Origin of the sequence: Rhizobium cerradonense, from assembly GCF_030182455.1 — a bacterium.
Lineage (GTDB): Bacteria > Pseudomonadota > Alphaproteobacteria > Rhizobiales > Rhizobiaceae > Rhizobium.
Genome location: NZ_JAQJCK010000001.1, coordinates 751,987 through 772,061, shown reverse-complemented (window position 1 = coordinate 772,061; position 20,075 = coordinate 751,987). Strand labels below are relative to the sequence as shown.

The following is a 20,075-nucleotide window of genomic DNA, read 5'->3' as shown; positions in this document are numbered from 1 at the left end:
TATGGTAAGCCGCGTTGAGCGTGGGGCCTTGGCCGAATGGTTCTGGACCATCGACCGTATTTTCCTGGCATTGTTCATCCTGCTGATCGGCATCGGCTTCATGCTCTCGTTCGCGGCGTCGCCCGCCGTCGCCGAGCGCATCGGGCTCGAACCCTTCCATTTCGTCAAGCGTCACGCCTTGTTTCTGGTTCCGGCGATCGCGACGATGATTGGCATCTCCTTCATGACGCCCCGGCAGGTGCGGCGCACTGCGGTCATCCTGCTGATCGTTTCGCTGGCGATGATGCTGTTCGCATTGTTCTTCGGTGTCGAGGTCAAGGGGTCGCGGCGTTGGGTCAACATCGCAGCGCTCTCCATCCAGCCGTCGGAATTCATGAAGCCGGCCTTCGTCGTCGTCTGCGCCTGGCTGTTTGCCGAGCATGCGCGCCAGCCGGAAATTCCGGGCAATCTCTTCGCCATCATCCTCTTCGGCATCGTCGCCGCACTCCTCGTTGCTCAGCCCGACCTTGGGCAGACGATCCTTACCACCGCCGTCTGGGGTGGCATGTTCTTCATGGCCGGCATGCCCTGGCTGTGGATCGGGGTGCTCGGCGGCCTCGGCGTCGGCGGCTTCGTGACGGCCTATTACGTCTTTCCCCACGTAGCACTTCGCGTCGACAAGTTCTTGACCGGCGAAGGCGACACGTTCCAGGTCGATACCGCCAAGGAAGCGATCATTCACGGCAATTGGTTCGGTGTGGGGCCGGGTGAAGGCATCGTCAAGCGCATCATTCCGGACGCCCATACCGACTTCATCTTCTCGGTGGCAGCCGAGGAATTTGGTGTCGTCTTCTGCATGGTGCTCGTCTGCATCTTCGCCTTTCTGGTGCTGCGCGGCCTGTCGCATGCCTATAAGGAAAAGAACGATTTCAACCGTTTTGCCGTTGCCGGCCTGGTGCTGCAGATCGGTATTCAGTCGATCATCAATGTCGGCGTGAACCTGCAATTGCTGCCGGCCAAGGGCATGACCCTGCCGCTGATCTCCTATGGCGGCTCGTCGATGACCGCCATCTGCGTGACGGCGGGCTTTATTCTGGCCCTGACGCGTCATCGGCCGGAAAAGAGAGCGCAGGACCGCAGCCTCTTTCGCGTCACGCATGGATTGCCGGCGGAGTGATCGTTTTGGACCTATCTGCGCTTCGTTCCCATCTCCCGGATTACGCTTATTCTTCGTTCGCTTTCGCGAAGACGGGGGTCTATGAAGGAAGCTTGACGCGCTTCAGTGACGCGGGCATGGCGGCTTCCTATATTAGGGAGATGCCCCGCGCAGGGGCTGTTCGCGGGAGCGAAGATCATGAGTAAAGGTATTATTCTGCTTGCCGCCGGCGGAACCGGCGGCCACGTATTTCCGGCCGAAGCGCTGGCCTATAAGCTCAGGGAGCGCGGTTATTCCGTGCACCTCGTCACCGACAGTCGCGCGGAACGTTATGCCGGCAAGTTTCCGGCGGATGAGATTCATGTGGTGCCGTCGGCAACGATCGGTTCGAAGAATCCGATCAAGGTCGCAAAGTCGCTTTGGACGCTGTGGATGGGCATGCGCGCCGCTCGCAAGCTGATCCGCAATATCAAGCCGCTTTGCGTCGTTGGCTTCGGTGGTTATCCGACCGTGCCGCCGCTGCTTGCCGCCACTCGTATGGGCGTGCCGGCGATGCTCCATGAGCAGAACGCCGTGATGGGACGCGCGAACAAGGCGCTCGCCGCCCGTGTCCAGGCGATTGCTGGCGGCTTCCTGCCGGAAAAGGGCGGCGCGTTTCCGGAGAAGACGGTGACGACAGGCAATCCCGTGCGGCCGGCCGTGATCGAAGCGGCGAAGCAGCCCTATGTGCCGTCCGGCCCGGATGATCCTTTCAATCTGGTCGTCTTCGGCGGCAGCCAGGGTGCGCAATACTTCTCCAAGGCAATGCCGACGGCGATCAGCCTGTTGGAGGAGCCGCTGCGCAAGCGCCTGCGCATCACGCAGCAGGTGCGTCCCGAGGATATGGAGACGGTCAATAGCTGCACCAGGCGGCTGGAGATGGGCGCCGAAGTCGCGCCGTTCTTCACCGATATGGCCGAGCGCATCGGCGCCGCCCATCTCGTCATCTGCCGGTCCGGTGCTTCCACTGTATCGGAACTCGCCGTCATCGGTCGTCCGGCGATCCTTGTGCCCTATCCCTATGCTCTGGACCACGACCAGGCAGCCAATGCGGCTGCGCTTGCGGCCACGGGTGGCGTGAAGGTCATTGCGCAAGCCGAGCTGACGCCGGAGAAGCTCTCGACGATCCTGCGCGGCGCGATGACGATGCCGGAGAAACTTGCGAAGATGGCGGCTGCGGCCAAACAGGCCGGCAAACCGGATGCGGCGAGCTTGCTCGCCGATATGGTTGAGGCTATTGCCGCAAAACGTTCAATTCAGGAATTCAAGGGGGCGGGCGTATGAAGCTGCCGAAGGCTATCGGCCTTGTGCATTTTATCGGTATCGGCGGTATCGGGATGAGCGGGATTGCGGAAGTGCTGCATAATCTCGGCCATCGCGTGCAGGGGTCAGACCAGTCGGAAAGCGCCAACGTGCAGCGGCTGCGCGACAAGGGCATCACGGTCCATATCGGACACAAGGCGGAGAATCTCGGCGACGCGGAAGTCGTGGTCGTCTCCACCGCCATCAAGAAGAGCAATCCGGAACTCATCGCCGCGCGCGAAAAGCTGCTGCCGGTGGTGCGCCGTGCCGAGATGCTGGCCGAGCTGATGCGCTTCCGCAACTCCATCGCCATTGGCGGCACGCACGGCAAGACGACGACGACCTCGCTGGTCGCGACCCTGCTCGAAGCCGGCGGACTTGACCCGACGGTCATCAATGGCGGCATCATCAATGCCTATGGCACGAATGCCCGCATGGGCGAGGGCGAGTGGATGGTGGTGGAGGCCGATGAATCGGATGGAACCTTCCTGAAGCTGCCGGCCGATGTCGCCGTCGTCACCAATATCGATCCGGAGCATCTGGATCACTACGGCAATTTCGACGCCGTGCGTGCCGCCTTCCGGCAGTTCGTGGAGAACGTGCCGTTCTACGGCTTCGGCGTTATGTGCCTCGACCATCCGGAAGTACAGTCGCTGGTCGGCCGCATCGAGGACCGCAAGGTCATCACCTACGGCGAAAATCCGCAGGCTGACGTGCGCTTCATGAATGTGCGCATCGACGGGACGCGCTCGCTGTTCGACATTGAAATTCGCCGGCGCCGCACGGGGAAGGTCATAGAGATCAAGGATCTCGTCATGCCGATGCCCGGCCGGCACAACATTTCCAATGCCACCGCGGCGATCGCCGTCGCCAACCGGCTCGGCATCTCCAATGTGGCGATTGCCAAGGGGCTGGCCTCCTTCGGCGGTGTCAAGCGTCGCTTCACGCTCACAGGCGAATGGAACGGCGTGAAGATCTTCGACGATTACGGCCATCATCCGGTCGAGATCAAGGCCGTGTTGAAGGCGGCGCGCGAAGCCTGCAAGGGCCGCATCATCGCTGTTCACCAGCCGCATCGCTATACGCGCCTGTCGAGCCTGTTCGAAGAGTTCGCCGCCTGTTTCAACGATGCTGACAGCATTTTCCTGGCACCCGTCTATGCCGCCGGCGAAGACCTGATCGAAGGTGCGGATTCGCAGGCTCTGGTGTCGCGCATCAAGGCAGGCGGCCATCGCGATGCGCGTTATCTGCCGTCCCAGGAGGATCTTGCCCGCATGGTCGCGGAGATTGCGCGACCGGGTGATTTTGTGGTTCTCTTGGGGGCTGGTAGCATCACTTATTGGGCAGCTTCATTGCCAAAGGAATTGGAAGGCCTCTCGGGTAAGTCCGCATGAAACAGGTGAATGGGGAAAAGCTTCTGGCGTCGCTCGGCGACAGCGTAAAGGATATTCGCGGCCGGTTGACGCCGGACGCGCCGATGGATCGCGTCACATGGTTTCGCGCCGGCGGGCTGGCGGAGCTAATGTTCCAGCCGCATGATACGGACGATCTGATCGCTTTCCTGAAGGTGCTGCCGGCCGAAGTGCCGTTGACGGTGGTCGGCGTCGGTTCGAACATCCTGGTGCGCGACGGGGGTATACCGGGTGTCGTTCTGCGCCTCTCGGCGAAGGGCTTCGGTTCGGTCGAGCTCGCCGGTGAGAACCGCATCCTGGCCGGCGCTATTTGCCCCGATAAGCACGTTGCCGCCATGGCCATGGACAACGGTATCGGCGGCTTTCATTTCTACTACGGCATTCCCGGCGGCATCGGTGGCGCGGCGCGTATGAATGCCGGCGCCAACGGCTCCGAGACGCGCGATCGCGTCGTCGAGGTGCATGCAGTTGACCGCAAGGGCAAGAAGCATGTGCTAACCAATGCCGAGATGGGCTACACCTATCGCCATTCGACGGCATCGGACGATCTGATCTTTACGCACGTTCTTTTCGAGGGGTATCCCGAGGATCGGGCCAAGATTCGAGCCGAGATGGATGCTGTGCGGGCGCATCGCGAGACGGTGCAGCCGATTCGCGAAAAAACCGGTGGTTCGACATTCAAGAACCCGGAGGGACATTCTGCTTGGAAGCTGATTGACGAAGCCGGCTGCCGCGGCCTCGTCATCGGCGGCGCGCAGATGTCATCGCTGCACTGCAATTTCATGATCAACATGGGGCAGGCGACCGGCTACGATCTCGAATATCTCGGTGAGCAGGTCCGTCGCGAGGTCTTCGAAAATTCCGGTATCAAGCTGGAATGGGAAATCAAGCGTCTCGGCTGCTTCATGCCCGGCCGGGAGGTCCGGCCGTTCCAGGGTGTGACGACGGAATAACGGGCTCAGATCTGTCTGCAGTTCATAAACTGATTCAACAAAAAGGCCGGGTTTTTGCCCGGCCTTTTCAATTGGTTATGGCGAAGTTCTCAAACTTCGTCGTTGCCTGACAGCAGAATGCCGATCAGCGAAAGAACGGCTGCAATCGTCAGATAGTAACCGACATAGGCGAGGCTGTAATTCGACGCCAGCCAGGTGGCGATGAAGGGCGCCAGCGAGGCGCCAATAATGCCGCCAAGATTGAAGGTCATCGACGCGCCGGTATAGCGAACGGCTGTCGGGAACGGAGCGGCAAGCGCAGCACCGATCGGGCCGTAAGTGAAGCCCATCAAGCCGAGACCGATGATCGAGCAAGCGAATGCGCCGCCGAGACCGGCGGTCAGCAGTGTCGAGTAGAACAGGCCGAAGATCAAGATGCCGATCGTCGTCAGGATCAGAACTAGCCGGCGCGAATAGCGATCGGACAAAAGGCCAGAAAGCGGGATCATCAGGCCGAAGAAGACCACGCCGACGAGCTGGACGACCAAGAACTGCTGCTGCGAATAACCGAGACCTGCCGGTGTGGCCGTGAGCGGCCTGGTACCCCAGCTCAGCGTGAATGCCGTCATCAGATAGAACAGCACGAAAGTCGCGACCGCGATGATCGTGCCGAGGATGAGGCTGCGCAGATGCGAACGGAAAATAACGGCGATCGGAACGGAAACGCGCTCTTCCTTATCGATTGCGCGCTGGAATTCCGGGGTTTCAGTGATCTTCAGGCGCACATAGAGGCCGACTGCAACAAGCGCCAGGCTGATGAGGAACGGAATGCGCCAGCCATAATTCAGGAAGTCCACATCACTCATGCTTTCGCGCAGGATGAGAAAAAGGCCGGCCGAGAAGATGAAGCCGATGGGAGCACCGAGTTGCGGGAACATCGCGTACCAGCTCCGCTTGCCTTCCGGAGCGTTTTCGGTTGCGAGCAACACCGCGCCGCCCCATTCGCCGCCGAGGCCGAGGCCCTGGCCGAGGCGGCAAAGCGCCAGCAGTACCGGCGCGAGAACGCCGATCGACTCATAGGTCGGCAGCATACCGATCACAACTGTCGAGAGGCCCATGGTCATCAGCGCTGCGACAAGCGTCGCCTTGCGGCCGACCCTGTCACCAAAATGCCCGAAGATCATCGCGCCGATCGGACGGGCGAAGAAGGCGATCGAGAATGTTGCGAAAGACTGTAAAGTCGCCGCAGTCGGATCGGCAGCCGGGAAAAACAGCTTTGGGAAGACGATTACCGCCGCCGTCGCATAAACGTAAAAGTCGAAAAATTCTATCGTCGTGCCGATAAGACTCGCGATCAGAACGCGTGCCTTGGAATTCGCAACAACGCTGTTCGATGACGAGGGGGTCGGCGATAAAGGAGATATCGCGTCTGTCATGGTCCCACCAATTTAGATGATGCTAAGGTTATCTTAGCGGTAAGACGTGTCCTTAGCGCAATTTTTGTTCAGCGCAAACGTCTAAGACGCAAGAAACCGGCAACCCTGCCGCAATCGCTGATTTGAGGGCGAATGAGGTCGCATTTGCAATTTAGGCTAGCGTTTATCCAGCAAAGTCTTGACCAGAATCTCGTTCTCGTAAATGTCTTACTTTCGCTCTGGTTGAGGGCTGAGGAGAATAGATTTCATGCAGAAAAAATTAATTGCGGAGTTTCTTGGAACATTTTGGCTGGTGTTTGGTGGCTGCGGAAGCGCAATCTTTGCGGCAGCTTTTCCGAGCCTCGGTATTGGCTTTCTCGGTGTTTCTTTCGCCTTTGGGTTGACCGTGCTCACCATGGCCTTTGCGGTCGGCGGTATATCGGGCGGCCATTTCAATCCGGCGGTGTCGGTCGGTCTTACCGTTGCCGGCCGCTTGCCCGGTTCGCAGCTCATTCCCTACATCATCGCTCAGGTCGTCGGCGCGATCGCTGCCGCGGCTGTGCTTTACCTGATCGCAAGCGGCAAGGTTGATTTCCAGCTCGGCGGTTTTGCGGCCAATGGTTATGGCGAGCATTCTCCGGGCGGCTATTCGCTGGTATCGGCGCTGGTTGCCGAAATCGTGCTGACTCTCTTCTTCCTGATCGTGATTCTCGGTTCGACCAGCAGCAGGGTGCCGGCTGGGTTCGCACCGATTGCCATTGGCCTTGCACTGACGCTGATCCATCTGATCTCGATCCCGATCACCAATACGTCGGTCAATCCGGCCCGTTCCACCGGTCAGGCTCTGTTCGTCGGCGGCTGGGCGCTGCAGCAGCTTTGGCTGTTCTGGGTGGCCCCGATCGTCGGTGGCGCGCTGGGCGGACTCATCTGGAAACTGATCGACGATCGCGACTGATTCAGGGTTGCAATAAGCCTTATGAAGGCCCGCACCGGAGACCTCGGCGCGGGCCTATTTGTTTAAAAATTTCTAAAAGTGGATATTCAAACATAGCAACTCCATGATTCTAATGGCAGAATTCTTCAACTCGATTTGATTCGAAAAAATTGACTTCGGCGAAAGCGGTCGAAAGTTAACGAAAGTAAACGCTTCATTAACCTTAATGTTGTTCTAATGGAGCATGCAAAGACGTCGCGAGAATCGCTGCTCGGCGCATCGAGCAAACGTCGATTGAAGGTGTGAATTGGGGGTATTAATGGGTGGCAAGCATGTGGCTGTCCTTTTGGGCGGATTTTCCTCGGAGAGGCCGGTTAGCCTGTCTTCGGGAAAAGCATGCGCTGACGCCCTCGAGTTGGAAGGCTTTCAAGTCACGCGTGTTGATGTGGAGCGCGATGTGTCCGCGCGCCTTGCAGATCTGAAGCCCGATGTCGTTTTCAATGCTTTGCATGGCCCGTTCGGCGAGGACGGCACCATTCAGGGTATCCTTGAATATCTGCAGATCCCTTACACGCATTCCGGCGTGCTGGCCTCGGCGCTCGCCATGGACAAGTCGCGCGCCAAGAAGGTGGCTGATGGCGCCGGCATTCCTGTGGCCGATTCGCGTGTGATGAACCGTTTCGCCATTACCGGCGAGCATCCGATGAGGCCGCCCTACGTTGTGAAGCCGGTGCGTGAAGGTTCGAGCTTCGGTGTCGTGATCGTCAAGGAAGATCAAACGCATCCACCGCAGATCATTACCTCTTCCGAGTGGCGTTACGGCGACGAAGTGTTGGTCGAGCGCTACATCTACGGCCGGGAGCTGACGTGCGGCGTCATGGGCGATACGGCGCTCGGCGTCACTGAGATCGTGCCGCAGGGCCATAGCTTCTACGACTACGATTCCAAGTATGCGGAGGGTGGATCAAAACACGTCATCCCCGCCAGAATTTCACCGAATCTTTACCAAAAGATACAAACATTATCGTTAAGGGCGCATCAAGCTATCGGCTGCCGTGGCGTCAGTCGATCTGACTTCCGTTATGACGATCGCTTTTCCGAAGAGGGCGAGCTTATCTGGCTGGAAATCAATACCCAGCCGGGCATGACGCCTACCTCGCTGGTGCCCGAAATGGCCGCTCACGCCGGCTACTCTTTTGGTGAATTTCTCCGGTGGATGGTGGAGGACGCGTCTTGTTTGCGCTGACGGTCAAAAATATGAGGCGGTCCCGCCATCGCGTCCCGCTCGCGATCGACGATGTCGAGGATGCGTTTGTGTTGCCGCGCCCGCTGCGTCGTGCCGTGCGTTTCCTCGTGAGCCTTGGTTCCGGACGCGTCAATATTCCGGCTCATACGGGCACGGTTTCCGCTCTCGCTCTGTTCGCTGCGACCGGCCTCTATGGCATGTCGATCGGTGGCCATACGCAGGATGTTGCCCAGGCGACGACGTCGGCTGCTGGCTTTGCCATCGAAGATGTGAAGGTTTCCGGCAACGATCAGACTTCGGAAATCGAAATCCTGCAGCTTCTCGGTCTCGACGGCACGACGTCGCTGGTGGCGCTCAATGTCGATGCGGCTCGTCAGAAGATTGCGAGCCTGCCTTGGGTGCAGGGCGTCGAAGTCCGTAAGGTCTATCCGAAGACGGTCGAAGTGAAGCTCACGGAGCGCAAGGCTTATGCCATCTGGCAGCACGGCTCCGAACTCTCGCTGATCCAGAAGGACGGCAGCGTGATTGCCCCGTTGCGCGACAACAAGTTCGCCAAGCTACCGCTTTTCGTCGGTCGCGATGCCGAAACGGCTGCGGCGTCCATCGATGACGAGTTTGCCAACTGGCCGGATGTTCGCAGCCATGTGAAGGCATTCGTGCGCGTCGCCGGTCGCCGTTGGGATCTCTACCTCGACAATGGCGTGATCATCAAATTGCCGGAAGACAATATCGATGGTGCGCTCGCTCGGCTCACCAAGCTCGACAAGGACGAAAGCCTTCTGCAGCGTGATATCGCAGCCGTCGACCTTCGCCTTGACGACCGTACCGCCATTGAATTGACCCCGGACGCAGCACTTCGCCGCCAGGCGGCGTTGGATGTCAGAACCAAGGCTTTGAAGAAAGCAGGGCAGGATACATGAGCTTATTCAGTTCGTCCCATTTCGGTCTGCCGCGCCTGAAGCCGCTGTCCTCCAAGCGGTCGCACATCGTATCCGTCCTCGACATCGGCTCGACGAAGGTCGTCTGCATGATCGGCCGGCTGACGCCGCGTGAGGAAAGCCAGGTTCTGCCGAACCGCACGCATAATATCGAGATCATTGGCATCGGCCATCAGCGTTCGCGCGGCATCAAGACCGGTGTCATCGCCGATCTCGATGCGCTGGAAAATGTCGTCCGTCTCTCGGTCGACGCCGCCGAACGCATGGCCGGGCTAACCGTAGACAGCCTGATCGTCAATGTTTCGGCCGGTCGCCTTGGCAGCGACATCTACACCGCCACCATCGATCTGGGCGGCCAGGAAGTCGAAGCAAACGATCTGAAGAAGGTGCTTGCCGCCGCCTGCCAGCAGTCGCTCCGTCAGGAACGCGCCGTGCTGCATTCGCTGGCAACCGGCTACTCGCTCGACGGCGAACGCGGTATCCGCGATCCGCTCGCAATGTTCGGTGATGCCTTGGGTGTCGACATGCATGTGGTCACGGCGGAGCGCGCTGCGCTTCGCAACCTCGAACTCTGCATCAACCGGGCGCATCTTTCTGTCGAGGGCATGGTGGCAACACCCTATGCCAGCGGTCTTGCCGCTCTCGTCGATGATGAAGTCGAGCTCGGTTGCGCCGCGATCGACATGGGCGGCGGCACGACGACGATCTCGGTCTTTGCCGAAGGCAAGCTGGTGCACACCGACGCCGTCAGCCTCGGCGGCCATCATGTCACCACCGACCTTGCCCGCGGTCTTTCGACCCGTATCGAGGATGCCGAGCGGCTGAAGGTGGTTCATGCTTCCGCGCTCGCGAATTCTTCGGAAGAGCGCGAACTGATTTCCATCCCGCCGATCGGCGAGGATGAACGCGACCAGCCGACGCAGGTGCCGAAGGCGCTGGTGTCGCGCATCGTCAAGGCGCGCATCGAGGAGACGCTGGAACTGATCCGCGATCGTATCCAGCGCTCCGGTTTCAGCCCGATCGTTGGCAAGCGTGTCGTACTCACGGGCGGAGCCAGCCAGTTGACCGGCTTGCCGGATGTGGCGCGCCGCATTCTTGCCCGCAATGTCCGCATCGGCCGCCCGATGGGCGTATCCGGCTTGCCGACAGCGGCCAAGGGGCCTGCCTTTTCGACGGCGGTCGGACTGATGATCTATCCGCAGGTTGCGGACATGGAGACACATGCGGCGGGCAGCGGTCTGCTCTCGTCGCTTGGGGGTAACAACAGCCGTATCGGCCGCGTTGGCCAATGGCTGAAGGAGAGTTTTTGAGTGCCTGATCCCGGATCGCGGCAAGCGCTTTCCGGGCAGGGGTCAGGCAAGTGAAATATAGTGAATTGGCCGGCGTGGCGATGCGGCCATAAAGAGAAGGAACGGGTACCATGACTATCAAGCTGCATAAGCCAGATATCACCGAGCTGAAGCCGCGGATCACCGTGTTCGGTGTCGGTGGTGGTGGCGGCAATGCCGTCAACAACATGATCACGGCAGGTTTGCAGGGCGTCGATTTCGTCGTCGCCAATACGGACGCGCAGGCTTTGACGATGACGAAGGCGGAGCGGATCATCCAGCTCGGCGTCAATGTCACCGAAGGCCTCGGCGCCGGTTCGCAGCCGGAAGTTGGCCGCGCGGCTGCTGAAGAGTGCATCGACGAGATCATCGATCACCTGAACGGTACCCACATGTGCTTCGTCACCGCCGGCATGGGCGGCGGCACTGGCACGGGTGCTGCGCCGGTCGTCGCACAGGCCGCCCGCAACAAGGGCATTCTGACCGTCGGCGTCGTCACCAAGCCGTTCCATTTCGAAGGCGGCCGCCGCATGCGGCTTGCTGAAATGGGCATCCAGGAACTGCAGAAGTCGGTCGACACGCTGATCGTCATTCCGAACCAGAACCTGTTCCGTATCGCCAACGACAAGACGACCTTCGCGGACGCGTTCTCGATGGCCGACCAGGTTCTCTATTCGGGCGTTGCCTGCATCACCGACCTGATGGTGAAGGAAGGTCTCATCAACCTCGACTTCGCTGACGTCCGTTCGGTCATGCGCGAAATGGGCCGCGCCATGATGGGCACCGGCGAGGCTTCCGGCCAGGGCCGCGCAATGCAGGCTGCAGAAGCTGCCATTGCCAACCCGCTGCTCGACGAAACCTCGATGAAGGGTGCGCAGGGCCTGCTGATCTCCATCACTGGCGGCCGCGACCTTACCCTGTTCGAAGTCGACGAAGCTGCGACCCGCATCCGCGAAGAAGTCGATCCGGACGCCAACATCATCCTCGGCGCCACGTTCGATGAATCGCTGGAAGGCATCATCCGCGTTTCCGTCGTTGCGACCGGCATCGATCGCGCGATGAACGAAGCCGCCGACAAGGCCATGGAATTCCGTCCGGTCGCAAAGCCGGCTGTCCGTCCCTCCGCGGCCGTTGCTCCGGCAGCGGCCGCAGCTCAGCCTGCCCATGTCGCGCAGGCACCGAAGGCCGCCGTCGATCCGATCGCGCAGACCATCCGTATGGCGGAAGCCGAAATGGAGCGTGAACTGGAAATCCAGATGAGCCGCCAGCAGCAGCCGGTAATGCAGCAGCAGCCGGTCGCTCAGGAGGAGAGCTTCCGTCCTCAGAGCCGCATCTTCGCAGCACCGGAGGCACAGCCCGTCCGTCAGGCTCCGCTTCAGCAGCAGCCGGCCCCGGCCATGCATCAGCAGCCTGCGATGCAGCATCAGCCGGCCCCCATGCAGATGCAGCAGCCGGTACGCCAGGAGCCGATCATCCGGCAGGCTCCGGAGCAGGTCCGCATGCCGAAAGTCGAGGATTTCCCGCCGGTCGTTAAGGCCGAGATGGAGCATCGTGCTCAGCCGGTCGCCGCTCAGGCTACCGAGGAGCGCGGCCCGATGGGCTTGCTGAAGCGAATCACCAATTCGCTCGGCCGCCGCGACGAGGACCCGGCTTTCAACGATATGACGGCTTCGGCTCCGAGTGCCGCTTCGCAGCAGCGCCGTCCTCTGTCGCCGGAAGCAAGCCTCTATGCTCCGCGCCGTGGCCAGCTCGACGAACAGGGCCGCCAGGTTCCGCAGGCGCGGATGGCAAGCCAGGAAGACGACCAGCTCGAAATCCCGGCCTTCCTGCGCCGGCAATCGAACTGATCCGGTGTAGGGCATCCTTTTAATAGGATACTAACCATGTTTATCGAATCCGGGGCTCACGAGCCCCGGATTTCTTTATTTTCGGCCTCTCTTTAATTCTAAAATTACCTAGCAAATTCAATCGTCTGGTTTCGTAACAAAGCGAAAGAAACAGTGATTTGGAATGCGGTGCCCTCGCGCGTATTTAGGTAGCAAGCGAGCCAGCGGAATCGCATCCAGCAATGATTGCATGTGAATTCGCGGAATAGGTAACAGACTGAACCAGCGATGAGGGCAGGATCCAAAGATGACCGCCCGGTCTGGGACAGATAGACGAAGGCAGATTTTATATGGCAATCGGATTGCTGGGTTTTCAGACCACCATTGCAAGCCCTGTGACACTTTCGGGTATCGGCGTTCATTCTGGCGCCAATGTGTCGATTACGCTCTATCCAGCCGAAGCCGGTACCGGCGTCATCTTCCAGCGCATGCATGACAATGGCGATGTGACAGAGCTGCGCGCCGTTTCCTCGCAGGTTGGCAACACCGATCTTTGCACAGTTCTCGGCTTCTCGCCGGCGCGTTCCGTCGCGACGGTCGAGCACGTCATGGCGGCGATCTATGCGATCGGCCTCGACAATGTCATCGTCGAAGTTTCCGGTGCGGAAATGCCGATCATGGATGGCAGCTCCTATCCCTTCATCGAAGCGATCGAGCAGGTTGGTATCGTCTCGCTCGGCGTCAAGCGCCGCTATATTCGTGTGACCAAGCCGGTGCGAATCGAAGCCGGCGGTTCCTGGTGCGAGTTCCGGCCTTATGACGGCACGCGCTTCGAAGTCGAGATCGATTTCGAATGCCCGTTGATCGGCCGGCAGAAGTGGGAAGGCGATCTGACAGCCAAGACCTTCAAGGCCGAGCTGTCGCGTGCGCGCACCTTCGGCTTCATGCGCGATGTCGAGCGTCTCTGGGCTTCGGGCCATGCGCTCGGCTCCTCGCTGGAAAATTCTGTCGTCATCTCCGACGACAACACGGTGATCAATGTCGAAGGCTTGCGCTATGCCAAGGACGAATTCGTCCGTCACAAGGCGCTGGATGCCGTCGGCGATCTGGCGCTGGCTGGCGCGCAGTTCATCGGCTGCTACCGCTCCTATCGCGGCGGCCATCGCATGAATGCCAATGCGCTGAAGGCATTGCTCAGCGATCCCACGGCTTACGATGTCGTCGAGACTTCCGCACCGCGCCAGCGCGCGCATAGCCGCGAGTTCGTCGCCGTCAATGCTCCCGAATTCGCCCCCTGGTCTGCGTGACCTCCAGGAACCCAGGTGGCAGAGTCGCCGCTCCCGAAAGGGGGCGGCTCTTTTTTTGACGCGAGATTCGTCAGGGATGCTTTCAAAGCCGGTCAAAGCGTTGCGTTCGGACAATCAGAAAGCGGAATCTCTTGTCAATACAGCAGTTAAAGCCTGCCATCGCGCAGTCTTTGCCACAAAAATGCGTTAATGCATCATCATTGCGTTGCCCTGATGGTGCTTTTGCGGCTAGAAACGCCAGCGAGAGAGAACGCCGTTTCCGCAACAACGGCTAGTGGGACAGTCATCCGATGGGTTTTGCAGGGTCTGAAAGCATGAAGATTACAGCACGGGCTCTGCTCGTATCGCTTCTCCTGGCCGGTACCGGTGCGGTGGTAACGGGTTGTAACACGGACAAGGACATCGACATCACCAAGCTCGGTGTCGAGAGCGATCCGCCGGAAGCTCTCTACAATCAGGGCCTGGCCAATATCAAAGCCGGCAATATGACGGAAGCCGGCAAGAAATTCGACGCCATCAACAAGCAGCAGCCCTTCTCCGAATGGGCGCGCAAGGCGCTGGTAATGAGCACCTTCGTCAAATATCGCACCGGCCAATATGATGACGCCGTCCAGACGGGCAACAGCTACCTAAAGCAGTATCCCGGCTCCGAGGATGCCGACTATGTTCAGTATCTCGTCGGTGCGTCCTATGCCAAGCAGATCGTCGACGTGACGCAGGATCAGCGCGCCGCGCAGCAGACGATCGAGGCGATGTCCAAGCTCGTCAGCACCTATCCCAACTCGCAATATGTCAGCGACGCACAGGCGAAGATCCGCTTTGCCCGTGACCAGCTCGCCGGCAAGGAAATGCAGGTCGGCCGCTACTATCTCGAGCGTAAGGACTACCTCGCAGCCATCGCGCGCTTCCGTATCGTCGTTGAGCAATATCCGACGACGAACCAGATCGAAGAGGCGTTGGCGCGCCTGGTCGAAGCCTACTACGCCATGGGCATCGTTCCGGAAGCGCAGACAGCAGCCGCCGTTCTCGGCCACAACTATCCGGACAGCCGCTGGTACGCAGATTCCTACAAGCTTCTGAAGACCAGTGGCGTCGAGCCGCGTGAAAGCGAAGGCTCCTGGATTTCAAGGGCCGGCAAGAAACTTCTTCTTGGGACGTGAGATTGAGCGCACATGCTGGTCCAGCTTTCGATCCGCGATATCGTTCTGATCGAGCGGCTGGATCTCGCCTTCGAGACCGGGCTTTCGGTGTTAACCGGCGAGACGGGCGCGGGCAAATCCATTCTGCTTGACAGTCTGTCGCTGGCCCTTGGCGGGCGCGGCGATGGCGATCTCGTGCGTCATGGCGAGGATCGCGGCCAGGTGACTGCGGTATTCGACGTCGGCATGCAGCACGCTGCCCGCAAGCTTTTGCGCGAAAATGGCATCGACGATGATGGCGACCTGATTTTCCGCCGTGTCCAGTCCGCCGACGGCCGCACCAAGGCCTTCGTCAACGACCAGGCGCTTAGCGTTCAGTTGATGCGCCAAGTGGGTCAGCTTCTTGTCGAAATTCATGGACAGCATGACGATCGCGCTCTGGTCGATACCGACGCGCATCGCATGCTGCTCGACGCCTTCGCGGGCATTGCCGAGGAAACCCAAGCTGTGGGGCGGCTCTACAAGATCTGGCGCGATACCGAGCGGACGCTGAGGAAACAGCGGGAGCAGGTGGAAAATGCGGCACGCGAAGCCGATTATCTGCGTGCTTCCGTCGAGGAGCTGGAGAAGCTGGCGCCTCAGGATGGTGAAGAGGACGAGCTGGCTGAGCGTCGCTCGCGGATGATGAAGGCGGAGCGCATCGCCGGCGACATTTCGGAAGCTTCCGAGTTCCTGAACGGCAATGCCTCACCCGTGCCGCATATCGCCTCGCTGGTGCGACGGTTGGAACGCAAGAGCCACGAGGCGCCAGGCTTGTTGGAAGACACGGTGGCGCTGCTCGACGCGGCGCTGGATCAGCTCTCCAATGCGCAGATGGAAGTGGAAGCAGCACTCCGCAAGACCGAGTACGATCCAAGGGAGCTGGAGCGCGTCGAAGAGCGGCTGTTTGCGCTGCGTGCTGCCTCGCGCAAATATTCCGTGCCGGTGACCGGCTTGCCGGCGCTGGCTGAGAAGATGATCGCCGAGCTTGCCGATCTTGATGCCGGCGAAGAGAGACTGGCGCGGCTGGATGCGGAGCTTGCCGCTGCCAAGGCTGATTATGATGCTGCCGCGCTCAGCCTTTCGGCCAGGCGCCATCACGCCGGCGAGGCGCTTGCCGCGGCTGTCATGGCTGAGCTGCCGGCGCTCAAGCTGGAGCGGGCGCGCTTCATGGTGGAAATCACCACCGATGCCGATGAGGCGACGGCCGAGGGCATCGATATCATCGAATTCCATGTGCAGACCAATCCGGGGACGCGGCCGGGACCGATCATGAAGGTGGCCTCCGGTGGCGAGCTTTCTCGTTTTCTGCTCGCGCTGAAGGTGGCGCTTGCCGATCGCGGCTCGGCGCCGACCCTAGTCTTCGACGAAATCGACACCGGTGTCGGCGGCGCAGTGGCGGATGCCATCGGTCAGCGGCTGAAGCGCCTTTCCGAGCGTGTGCAGGTGCTCTCCGTCACCCATGCGCCTCAGGTCGCGGCGCGCGCCGCAACGCATCTGCTGATCTCCAAGGGGCCGGTCTCCGACGGTTCGGAGAAGATCTCCACCCGTGTCGCCACCATGGCTCCCAAGGACCGCACCGAGGAAATCGCCCGTATGCTCGCCGGCGCTTCGGTGACGGAGGAGGCGAGGGCGGCCGCCAAGCGGTTGTTGGCGGGCAATGGCTGATCGCTGAACGCAAACCGTCGTCGGGTTTTCCGGTCTTATCTATCAGATGCCCGGGATGCCCTTTTTGGCCTGAAGCGAACGATGGGGAGCACGAGGCTCAATCAGCTAGCCCGTGCCATTGCGCAAAAGCGGGACTTGGCATTTAGGATCAATCATATCCTCTGCGGATCCGAGGGATTTGTTTGCTCCGATTATTCTCGCCAGAATATAGAAGCCATGTTGCCCGTCCGGTAATGTGGCGCCAAAGACGCCAACGACCACATTTTTCATATTCGAGCGGGCTCCCTCAACACCGTCTGCGACAAGCTTCAACGGGTTCAAATTTGAGAGGTCATCGGCCGTATGGAACGTTGCCCACCAACCGGCGTTGGTCCTCAATTTTGTAAACCGGCCGCTTCCAATCTCTGCGGTGTGGGTCTTCAGCAGGGCACGAAAGCGCGGTGTCTCGCACCCCATGTGGATATGAAACCGATCTTGCGTGCGCCAACTGGCAGCGTTTATCGCTAGCGCAAAATCCTGTGGCGAAACCTTTGATGTGCGCAGGCCGATCGCGGCTGATCGCTCTCTCCATGCCGCGTCGAAATAGTTCGGCGCTCCCGCGGTCAGAAGGCGGGGGTCTTCGATGCCGGGCACATCGGCGAGGGGCGCAAGAATGGTTCGCTCTTTTTCGGTCGGCTCGCGAAGAACGGCGTAGGAAGATAGCGGATCCTGCGCCTGGACTATTTTAAGGCACGGATACGGCGATCCTGTCAGGACGGCGTTAACTTCGCAGGCTCTAACGACCAACCCCAAAGCAGAGCGGCTGACGAATGAGCTCATGATGATGACTGCGATAATGAGAGAAATAGAGAGAGCGACAGGACGAAGGTTCACGCATGATTCCGAATATTTGCTAACGAGCCCATCATTTCCGAAGATCTGGCTCTCATAATTCCTTACCTTAAATCGCCTGCGACAGACGCGGAAGAACCACTTACCTCAATAATTCGGCGCAGATTTCCGTTACGGCTGTCGGACACTGATATTTTCAGAATCTTTGTCTGGCAAAGCCGGAAATAGGGAATTTGTAACACCGCGAATGACCGCTTGTCGCGGAAAGTTGTCGTGAACGCCACTTTCGCGGTTGTCGGCTTCCAGATTTTTCTCTTTGTTCTTATGTGTTCCGAACGGAAAACCGCTTCGCACTTTTCCGGGAAGTGCTCTAAAACATCTCCGAAATCGGGGAGTGCGAATCCATGAGCAGCGAACAAAAGCCCGTCGAAGATTTGACCGAAGAAGAGGCGGCCGCTGCGCTTGCCTATCTGGCTGCCGAAATAGCGCGCAATGACGCGCTTTACCACGGCCAGGATGCGCCGGAGATTTCGGATGCGGAATATGATGGGCTGAAGCGGCGCAACGATGCCATCGAAATACGTTTCCCAGCACTAATTCGCGCTGACAGCCCATCGCGGCGGGTGGGTGCTGCGCCATCGGAAACCTTTGCGCCTGTCGTGCATGCAAGACCGATGCTCTCGCTCGACAACACCTTCTCTCAGGAAGACGTGCAGGATTTCGTCGCCGGCGTCTATCGCTTCCTCGGCAGGCTGCCCGATCAGTCGATCGCCTTTACCGCCGAGCCGAAGATCGACGGGCTTTCCATGTCGATTCGCTATGAGAACGGCCGGATGGTGAACGCTGCGACGCGTGGCGACGGGACGACCGGCGAAAATGTCACCGCCAATATCTGCACCATCAAGGAAATCCCGCAAACCTTGCCGGCCGGCGCGCCCGCGATCGTCGAAGTGCGCGGCGAAGTCTATATGGCCAAGAGCGATTTCCTGGCGCTGAACGCGCAGATGGAAGCGGAGGGGAAACAGACCTATGTCAATCCGCGCAATACCGCCGCCGGCTCGCTGCGCCAGCTCGACCCGAAGATCACGGCCAGCCGCAAGCTGAAATTCTTCGCCTATGCCTGGGGAGAGATATCGGACATGCCGGCCGATACGCAATTCGGCATGGTGCAGACATTCGCGAAATGGGGTTTTCCGGTCAATCCGCTGATGAAGCGGCTGAATTCGGTCGCCGATATCCTCATGCATTATGATGAGATCGGCCTTCGGCGTCCGGACCTCGATTATGATATTGACGGCGTTGTCTATAAGGTTGACAGCCTGGAGTTGCAGGCTCGCCTCGGATTCCGCTCGCGCTCGCCACGTTGGGCGACGGCGCATAAGTTCCCGGCGGAGCAGGCCTTCACCCGACTGATGGGCATCGACATACAGGTCGGCCGCACGGGAGCATTGACGCCAGTTGCGCGACTGGAGCCCATCACCGTCGGCGGCGTCGTGGTGACCAATGCGACGCTGCACAATGCCGATTACATCAAGGGCATCGGCAACAAGGGCGAGCCGATTCGCGATGGCCGCGACATCCGCGTCGGCGACATGGTGATCGTGCAGCGCGCCGGCGATGTCATTCCGCAGATCGTCGACGTCGTGATGGAGAAGCGGGAAGCGTCGAGCGCTCCTTACGAATTTCCCAAAGTGTGTCCGGTCTGCGGCAGCCATGCGGTGCGCGACATCAATGAGAAAACCGGCAAGGTCGATGCGGTGACGCGCTGCACCGGCGGCTTCATCTGCCGGGCTCAGGCCACGGAGCATTTGAAGCATTTCGTGTCGCGCAATGCCTTCGACATCGAGGGCTTGGGTTCGAAGCAGATCGATTTCTTCTTCGAGAACGAGGATCCGGCGCTGCAGGTGCGCACTGCGCCCGATATCTTCACCTTGGAAAAGCGCCAGCAGTCTTCGCTTGCCAAGCTGGAGAATATCGAAGGCTTCGGTAAGGTCAGCGTTTCCAAGCTCTATGCAGCCATCAACGAGCGGCGGGATATCGCTCTGCACCGCTTCATCTTCGCGCTCGGCATTCGCCATGTCGGCGAAACGACGGCGAAGCTTCTGGCACGCTCCTATGGCACCTACGAAGCCTTCGAGGTGGCGATGAAGGAGGCGGCGCCCCTTGCGGGAGACGCCTGGAACGACCTCAACAATATCGAGGGGATCGGCGAAGTTTTGGCCCGCGCCATCGTCGAATTCTACAAGGAACCGCGCAACATCGCGGTGATATCGCGGCTGCTTGAAGAGGTGCGGCCGCAAGAGGCGGAACGGCCGACCACATCGGGCAGCCCCGTCGTCGGCAAGACGGTGGTCTTTACCGGTTCTCTCGAGAAGTTCACCCGCGACGAAGCCAAGGCCAAGGCTGAAAGTCTCGGCGCCAAGGTTTCCGGCTCGGTTTCGAAAAAGACCGACATCGTCGTCGCCGGACCGGGCGCTGGTTCGAAGCTGGACAAGGCGCGAGAATTCAATGTGCAGGTCATGACCGAGGATGAGTGGCTGGGGTTGATCGGGGGGTGATCGACGGCGGCGGATCAAAGGATCGC

General features: G+C 59.9%; 15 protein-coding genes. 13 read left to right on the top strand and 2 right to left on the bottom strand.

All coding sequences use genetic code 11. The features are described 5' to 3' along the window. Position 1: 1 nt before the first annotated feature. From ftsW to murB, 4 genes are all read left to right on the top strand, one after another. Positions 2-1,156: a putative lipid II flippase FtsW gene (gene ftsW / locus PH547_RS03755; RefSeq protein ID WP_285167447.1), complete on the top strand. Its 1,155-nt coding sequence runs from the start codon at positions 2-4 to the stop codon at positions 1,154-1,156. Between the two features lie 177 nt (positions 1,157-1,333). After that, positions 1,334-2,458, top strand: a complete 1,125-nt coding sequence (gene murG / locus PH547_RS03750) for an undecaprenyldiphospho-muramoylpentapeptide beta-N-acetylglucosaminyltransferase (RefSeq protein WP_285167445.1) — start codon at positions 1,334-1,336, stop codon at positions 2,456-2,458. Further along, positions 2,455-3,870, top strand: a complete 1,416-nt coding sequence (gene murC, locus PH547_RS03745; RefSeq protein WP_283051007.1) for a UDP-N-acetylmuramate--L-alanine ligase — start codon at positions 2,455-2,457, stop codon at positions 3,868-3,870. The genes murG and murC overlap by 4 nt, the downstream gene beginning before the upstream one ends. Next, entirely contained in the window at positions 3,867-4,841 is a 975-nt protein-coding gene (murB, locus tag PH547_RS03740) for a UDP-N-acetylmuramate dehydrogenase (RefSeq protein WP_104823561.1), read from the top strand. Before murC ends, murB begins: the two co-directional genes overlap by 4 nt. A gap of 89 nt (positions 4,842-4,930) precedes the next feature. Here murB and PH547_RS03735 read toward each other — a convergent pair whose 3' ends face one another. Continuing rightward, entirely contained in the window at positions 4,931-6,256 is a 1,326-nt protein-coding gene (locus tag PH547_RS03735; RefSeq protein ID WP_104823560.1) for an MFS transporter, read from the bottom strand. A gap of 247 nt (positions 6,257-6,503) precedes the next feature. Between PH547_RS03735 and aqpZ the strand changes: the two genes are divergently transcribed. From aqpZ to recN, 8 genes are all read left to right on the top strand, one after another. Continuing rightward, positions 6,504-7,190, top strand: coding sequence for an aquaporin Z (gene aqpZ / locus PH547_RS03730; protein ID WP_104823559.1), 687 nt, complete (start codon positions 6,504-6,506; stop codon positions 7,188-7,190). Between the two features lie 298 nt (positions 7,191-7,488). After that, a complete protein-coding gene (locus PH547_RS03725; RefSeq protein ID WP_285167442.1) occupies positions 7,489-8,415 on the top strand; it encodes a D-alanine--D-alanine ligase in 927 nt (308 codons plus the stop codon). Continuing rightward, positions 8,403-9,335: a cell division protein FtsQ/DivIB gene (locus tag PH547_RS03720; protein ID WP_104823557.1), complete on the top strand. Its 933-nt coding sequence runs from the start codon at positions 8,403-8,405 to the stop codon at positions 9,333-9,335. The genes PH547_RS03725 and PH547_RS03720 overlap by 13 nt, the downstream gene beginning before the upstream one ends. After that, positions 9,332-10,663: a cell division protein FtsA gene (ftsA, locus tag PH547_RS03715; protein ID WP_104823556.1), complete on the top strand. Its 1,332-nt coding sequence runs from the start codon at positions 9,332-9,334 to the stop codon at positions 10,661-10,663. Before PH547_RS03720 ends, ftsA begins: the two co-directional genes overlap by 4 nt. 110 nt (positions 10,664-10,773) lie before the next feature. Next, positions 10,774-12,528 carry a cell division protein FtsZ gene (ftsZ, locus tag PH547_RS03710; protein ID WP_104823555.1) on the top strand — a complete coding sequence of 585 codons (1,755 nt, stop codon included), beginning with the start codon at positions 10,774-10,776 and terminating at the stop codon, positions 12,526-12,528. A 329-nt stretch (positions 12,529-12,857) separates the two neighbouring features. Next, a complete protein-coding gene (gene lpxC, locus PH547_RS03705; RefSeq protein ID WP_104823554.1) occupies positions 12,858-13,814 on the top strand; it encodes a UDP-3-O-acyl-N-acetylglucosamine deacetylase in 957 nt (318 codons plus the stop codon). Positions 13,815-14,104: 290 nt separating this feature from the next. Then, positions 14,105-14,974 carry an outer membrane protein assembly factor BamD gene (locus PH547_RS03700; protein WP_199773476.1) on the top strand — a complete coding sequence of 290 codons (870 nt, stop codon included), beginning with the start codon at positions 14,105-14,107 and terminating at the stop codon, positions 14,972-14,974. Between the two features lie 12 nt (positions 14,975-14,986). Continuing rightward, complete coding sequence (gene recN / locus PH547_RS03695; protein ID WP_104823552.1) at positions 14,987-16,660, top strand: DNA repair protein RecN; 1,674 nt, start codon at positions 14,987-14,989, stop codon at positions 16,658-16,660. Positions 16,661-16,765: 105 nt separating this feature from the next. On the opposite strand, the gene PH547_RS03690 is transcribed toward recN, so the two are convergent. Further along, positions 16,766-17,533, bottom strand: a complete 768-nt coding sequence (locus tag PH547_RS03690; RefSeq protein WP_285167436.1) for a CDP-diacylglycerol diphosphatase — start codon at positions 17,531-17,533, stop codon at positions 16,766-16,768. Between the two features lie 362 nt (positions 17,534-17,895). Between PH547_RS03690 and ligA the strand changes: the two genes are divergently transcribed. Beyond that, on the top strand, positions 17,896-20,049 hold the full coding sequence (gene ligA / locus PH547_RS03685) for an NAD-dependent DNA ligase LigA (protein WP_285167435.1): 2,154 nt from the start codon (positions 17,896-17,898) through the stop codon (positions 20,047-20,049). The last annotated feature ends 26 nt before the right edge of the window (positions 20,050-20,075 follow it).

Bases quoted from the DNA above. Each gene is read 5' to 3' on its own strand.
- murG (WP_285167445.1), top strand. From the start codon at position 1,334: ATGAGTAAAGGTATTATTCTGCTTGCCGCCGGCGGAACCGGCGGCCAC.
- lpxC (WP_104823554.1), top strand. From the start codon at position 12,858: ATGGCAATCGGATTGCTGGGTTTTCAGACCACCATTGCAAGCCCTGTG.
- PH547_RS03735 (WP_104823560.1), bottom strand. From the start codon at position 6,256: ATGACAGACGCGATATCTCCTTTATCGCCGACCCCCTCGTCATCGAAC.
- PH547_RS03725 (WP_285167442.1), top strand. From the start codon at position 7,489: ATGGGTGGCAAGCATGTGGCTGTCCTTTTGGGCGGATTTTCCTCGGAG.
- ftsW (WP_285167447.1), top strand. From the start codon at position 2: ATGGTAAGCCGCGTTGAGCGTGGGGCCTTGGCCGAATGGTTCTGGACC.
- ftsZ (WP_104823555.1), top strand. From the start codon at position 10,774: ATGACTATCAAGCTGCATAAGCCAGATATCACCGAGCTGAAGCCGCGG.
- ligA (WP_285167435.1), top strand. From the start codon at position 17,896: ATGAGCAGCGAACAAAAGCCCGTCGAAGATTTGACCGAAGAAGAGGCG.
- murB (WP_104823561.1), top strand. From the start codon at position 3,867: ATGAAACAGGTGAATGGGGAAAAGCTTCTGGCGTCGCTCGGCGACAGC.
- recN (WP_104823552.1), top strand. From the start codon at position 14,987: ATGCTGGTCCAGCTTTCGATCCGCGATATCGTTCTGATCGAGCGGCTG.
- ftsA (WP_104823556.1), top strand. From the start codon at position 9,332: ATGAGCTTATTCAGTTCGTCCCATTTCGGTCTGCCGCGCCTGAAGCCG.
- PH547_RS03700 (WP_199773476.1), top strand. From the start codon at position 14,105: ATGGGTTTTGCAGGGTCTGAAAGCATGAAGATTACAGCACGGGCTCTG.
- aqpZ (WP_104823559.1), top strand. From the start codon at position 6,504: ATGCAGAAAAAATTAATTGCGGAGTTTCTTGGAACATTTTGGCTGGTG.
- murC (WP_283051007.1), top strand. From the start codon at position 2,455: ATGAAGCTGCCGAAGGCTATCGGCCTTGTGCATTTTATCGGTATCGGC.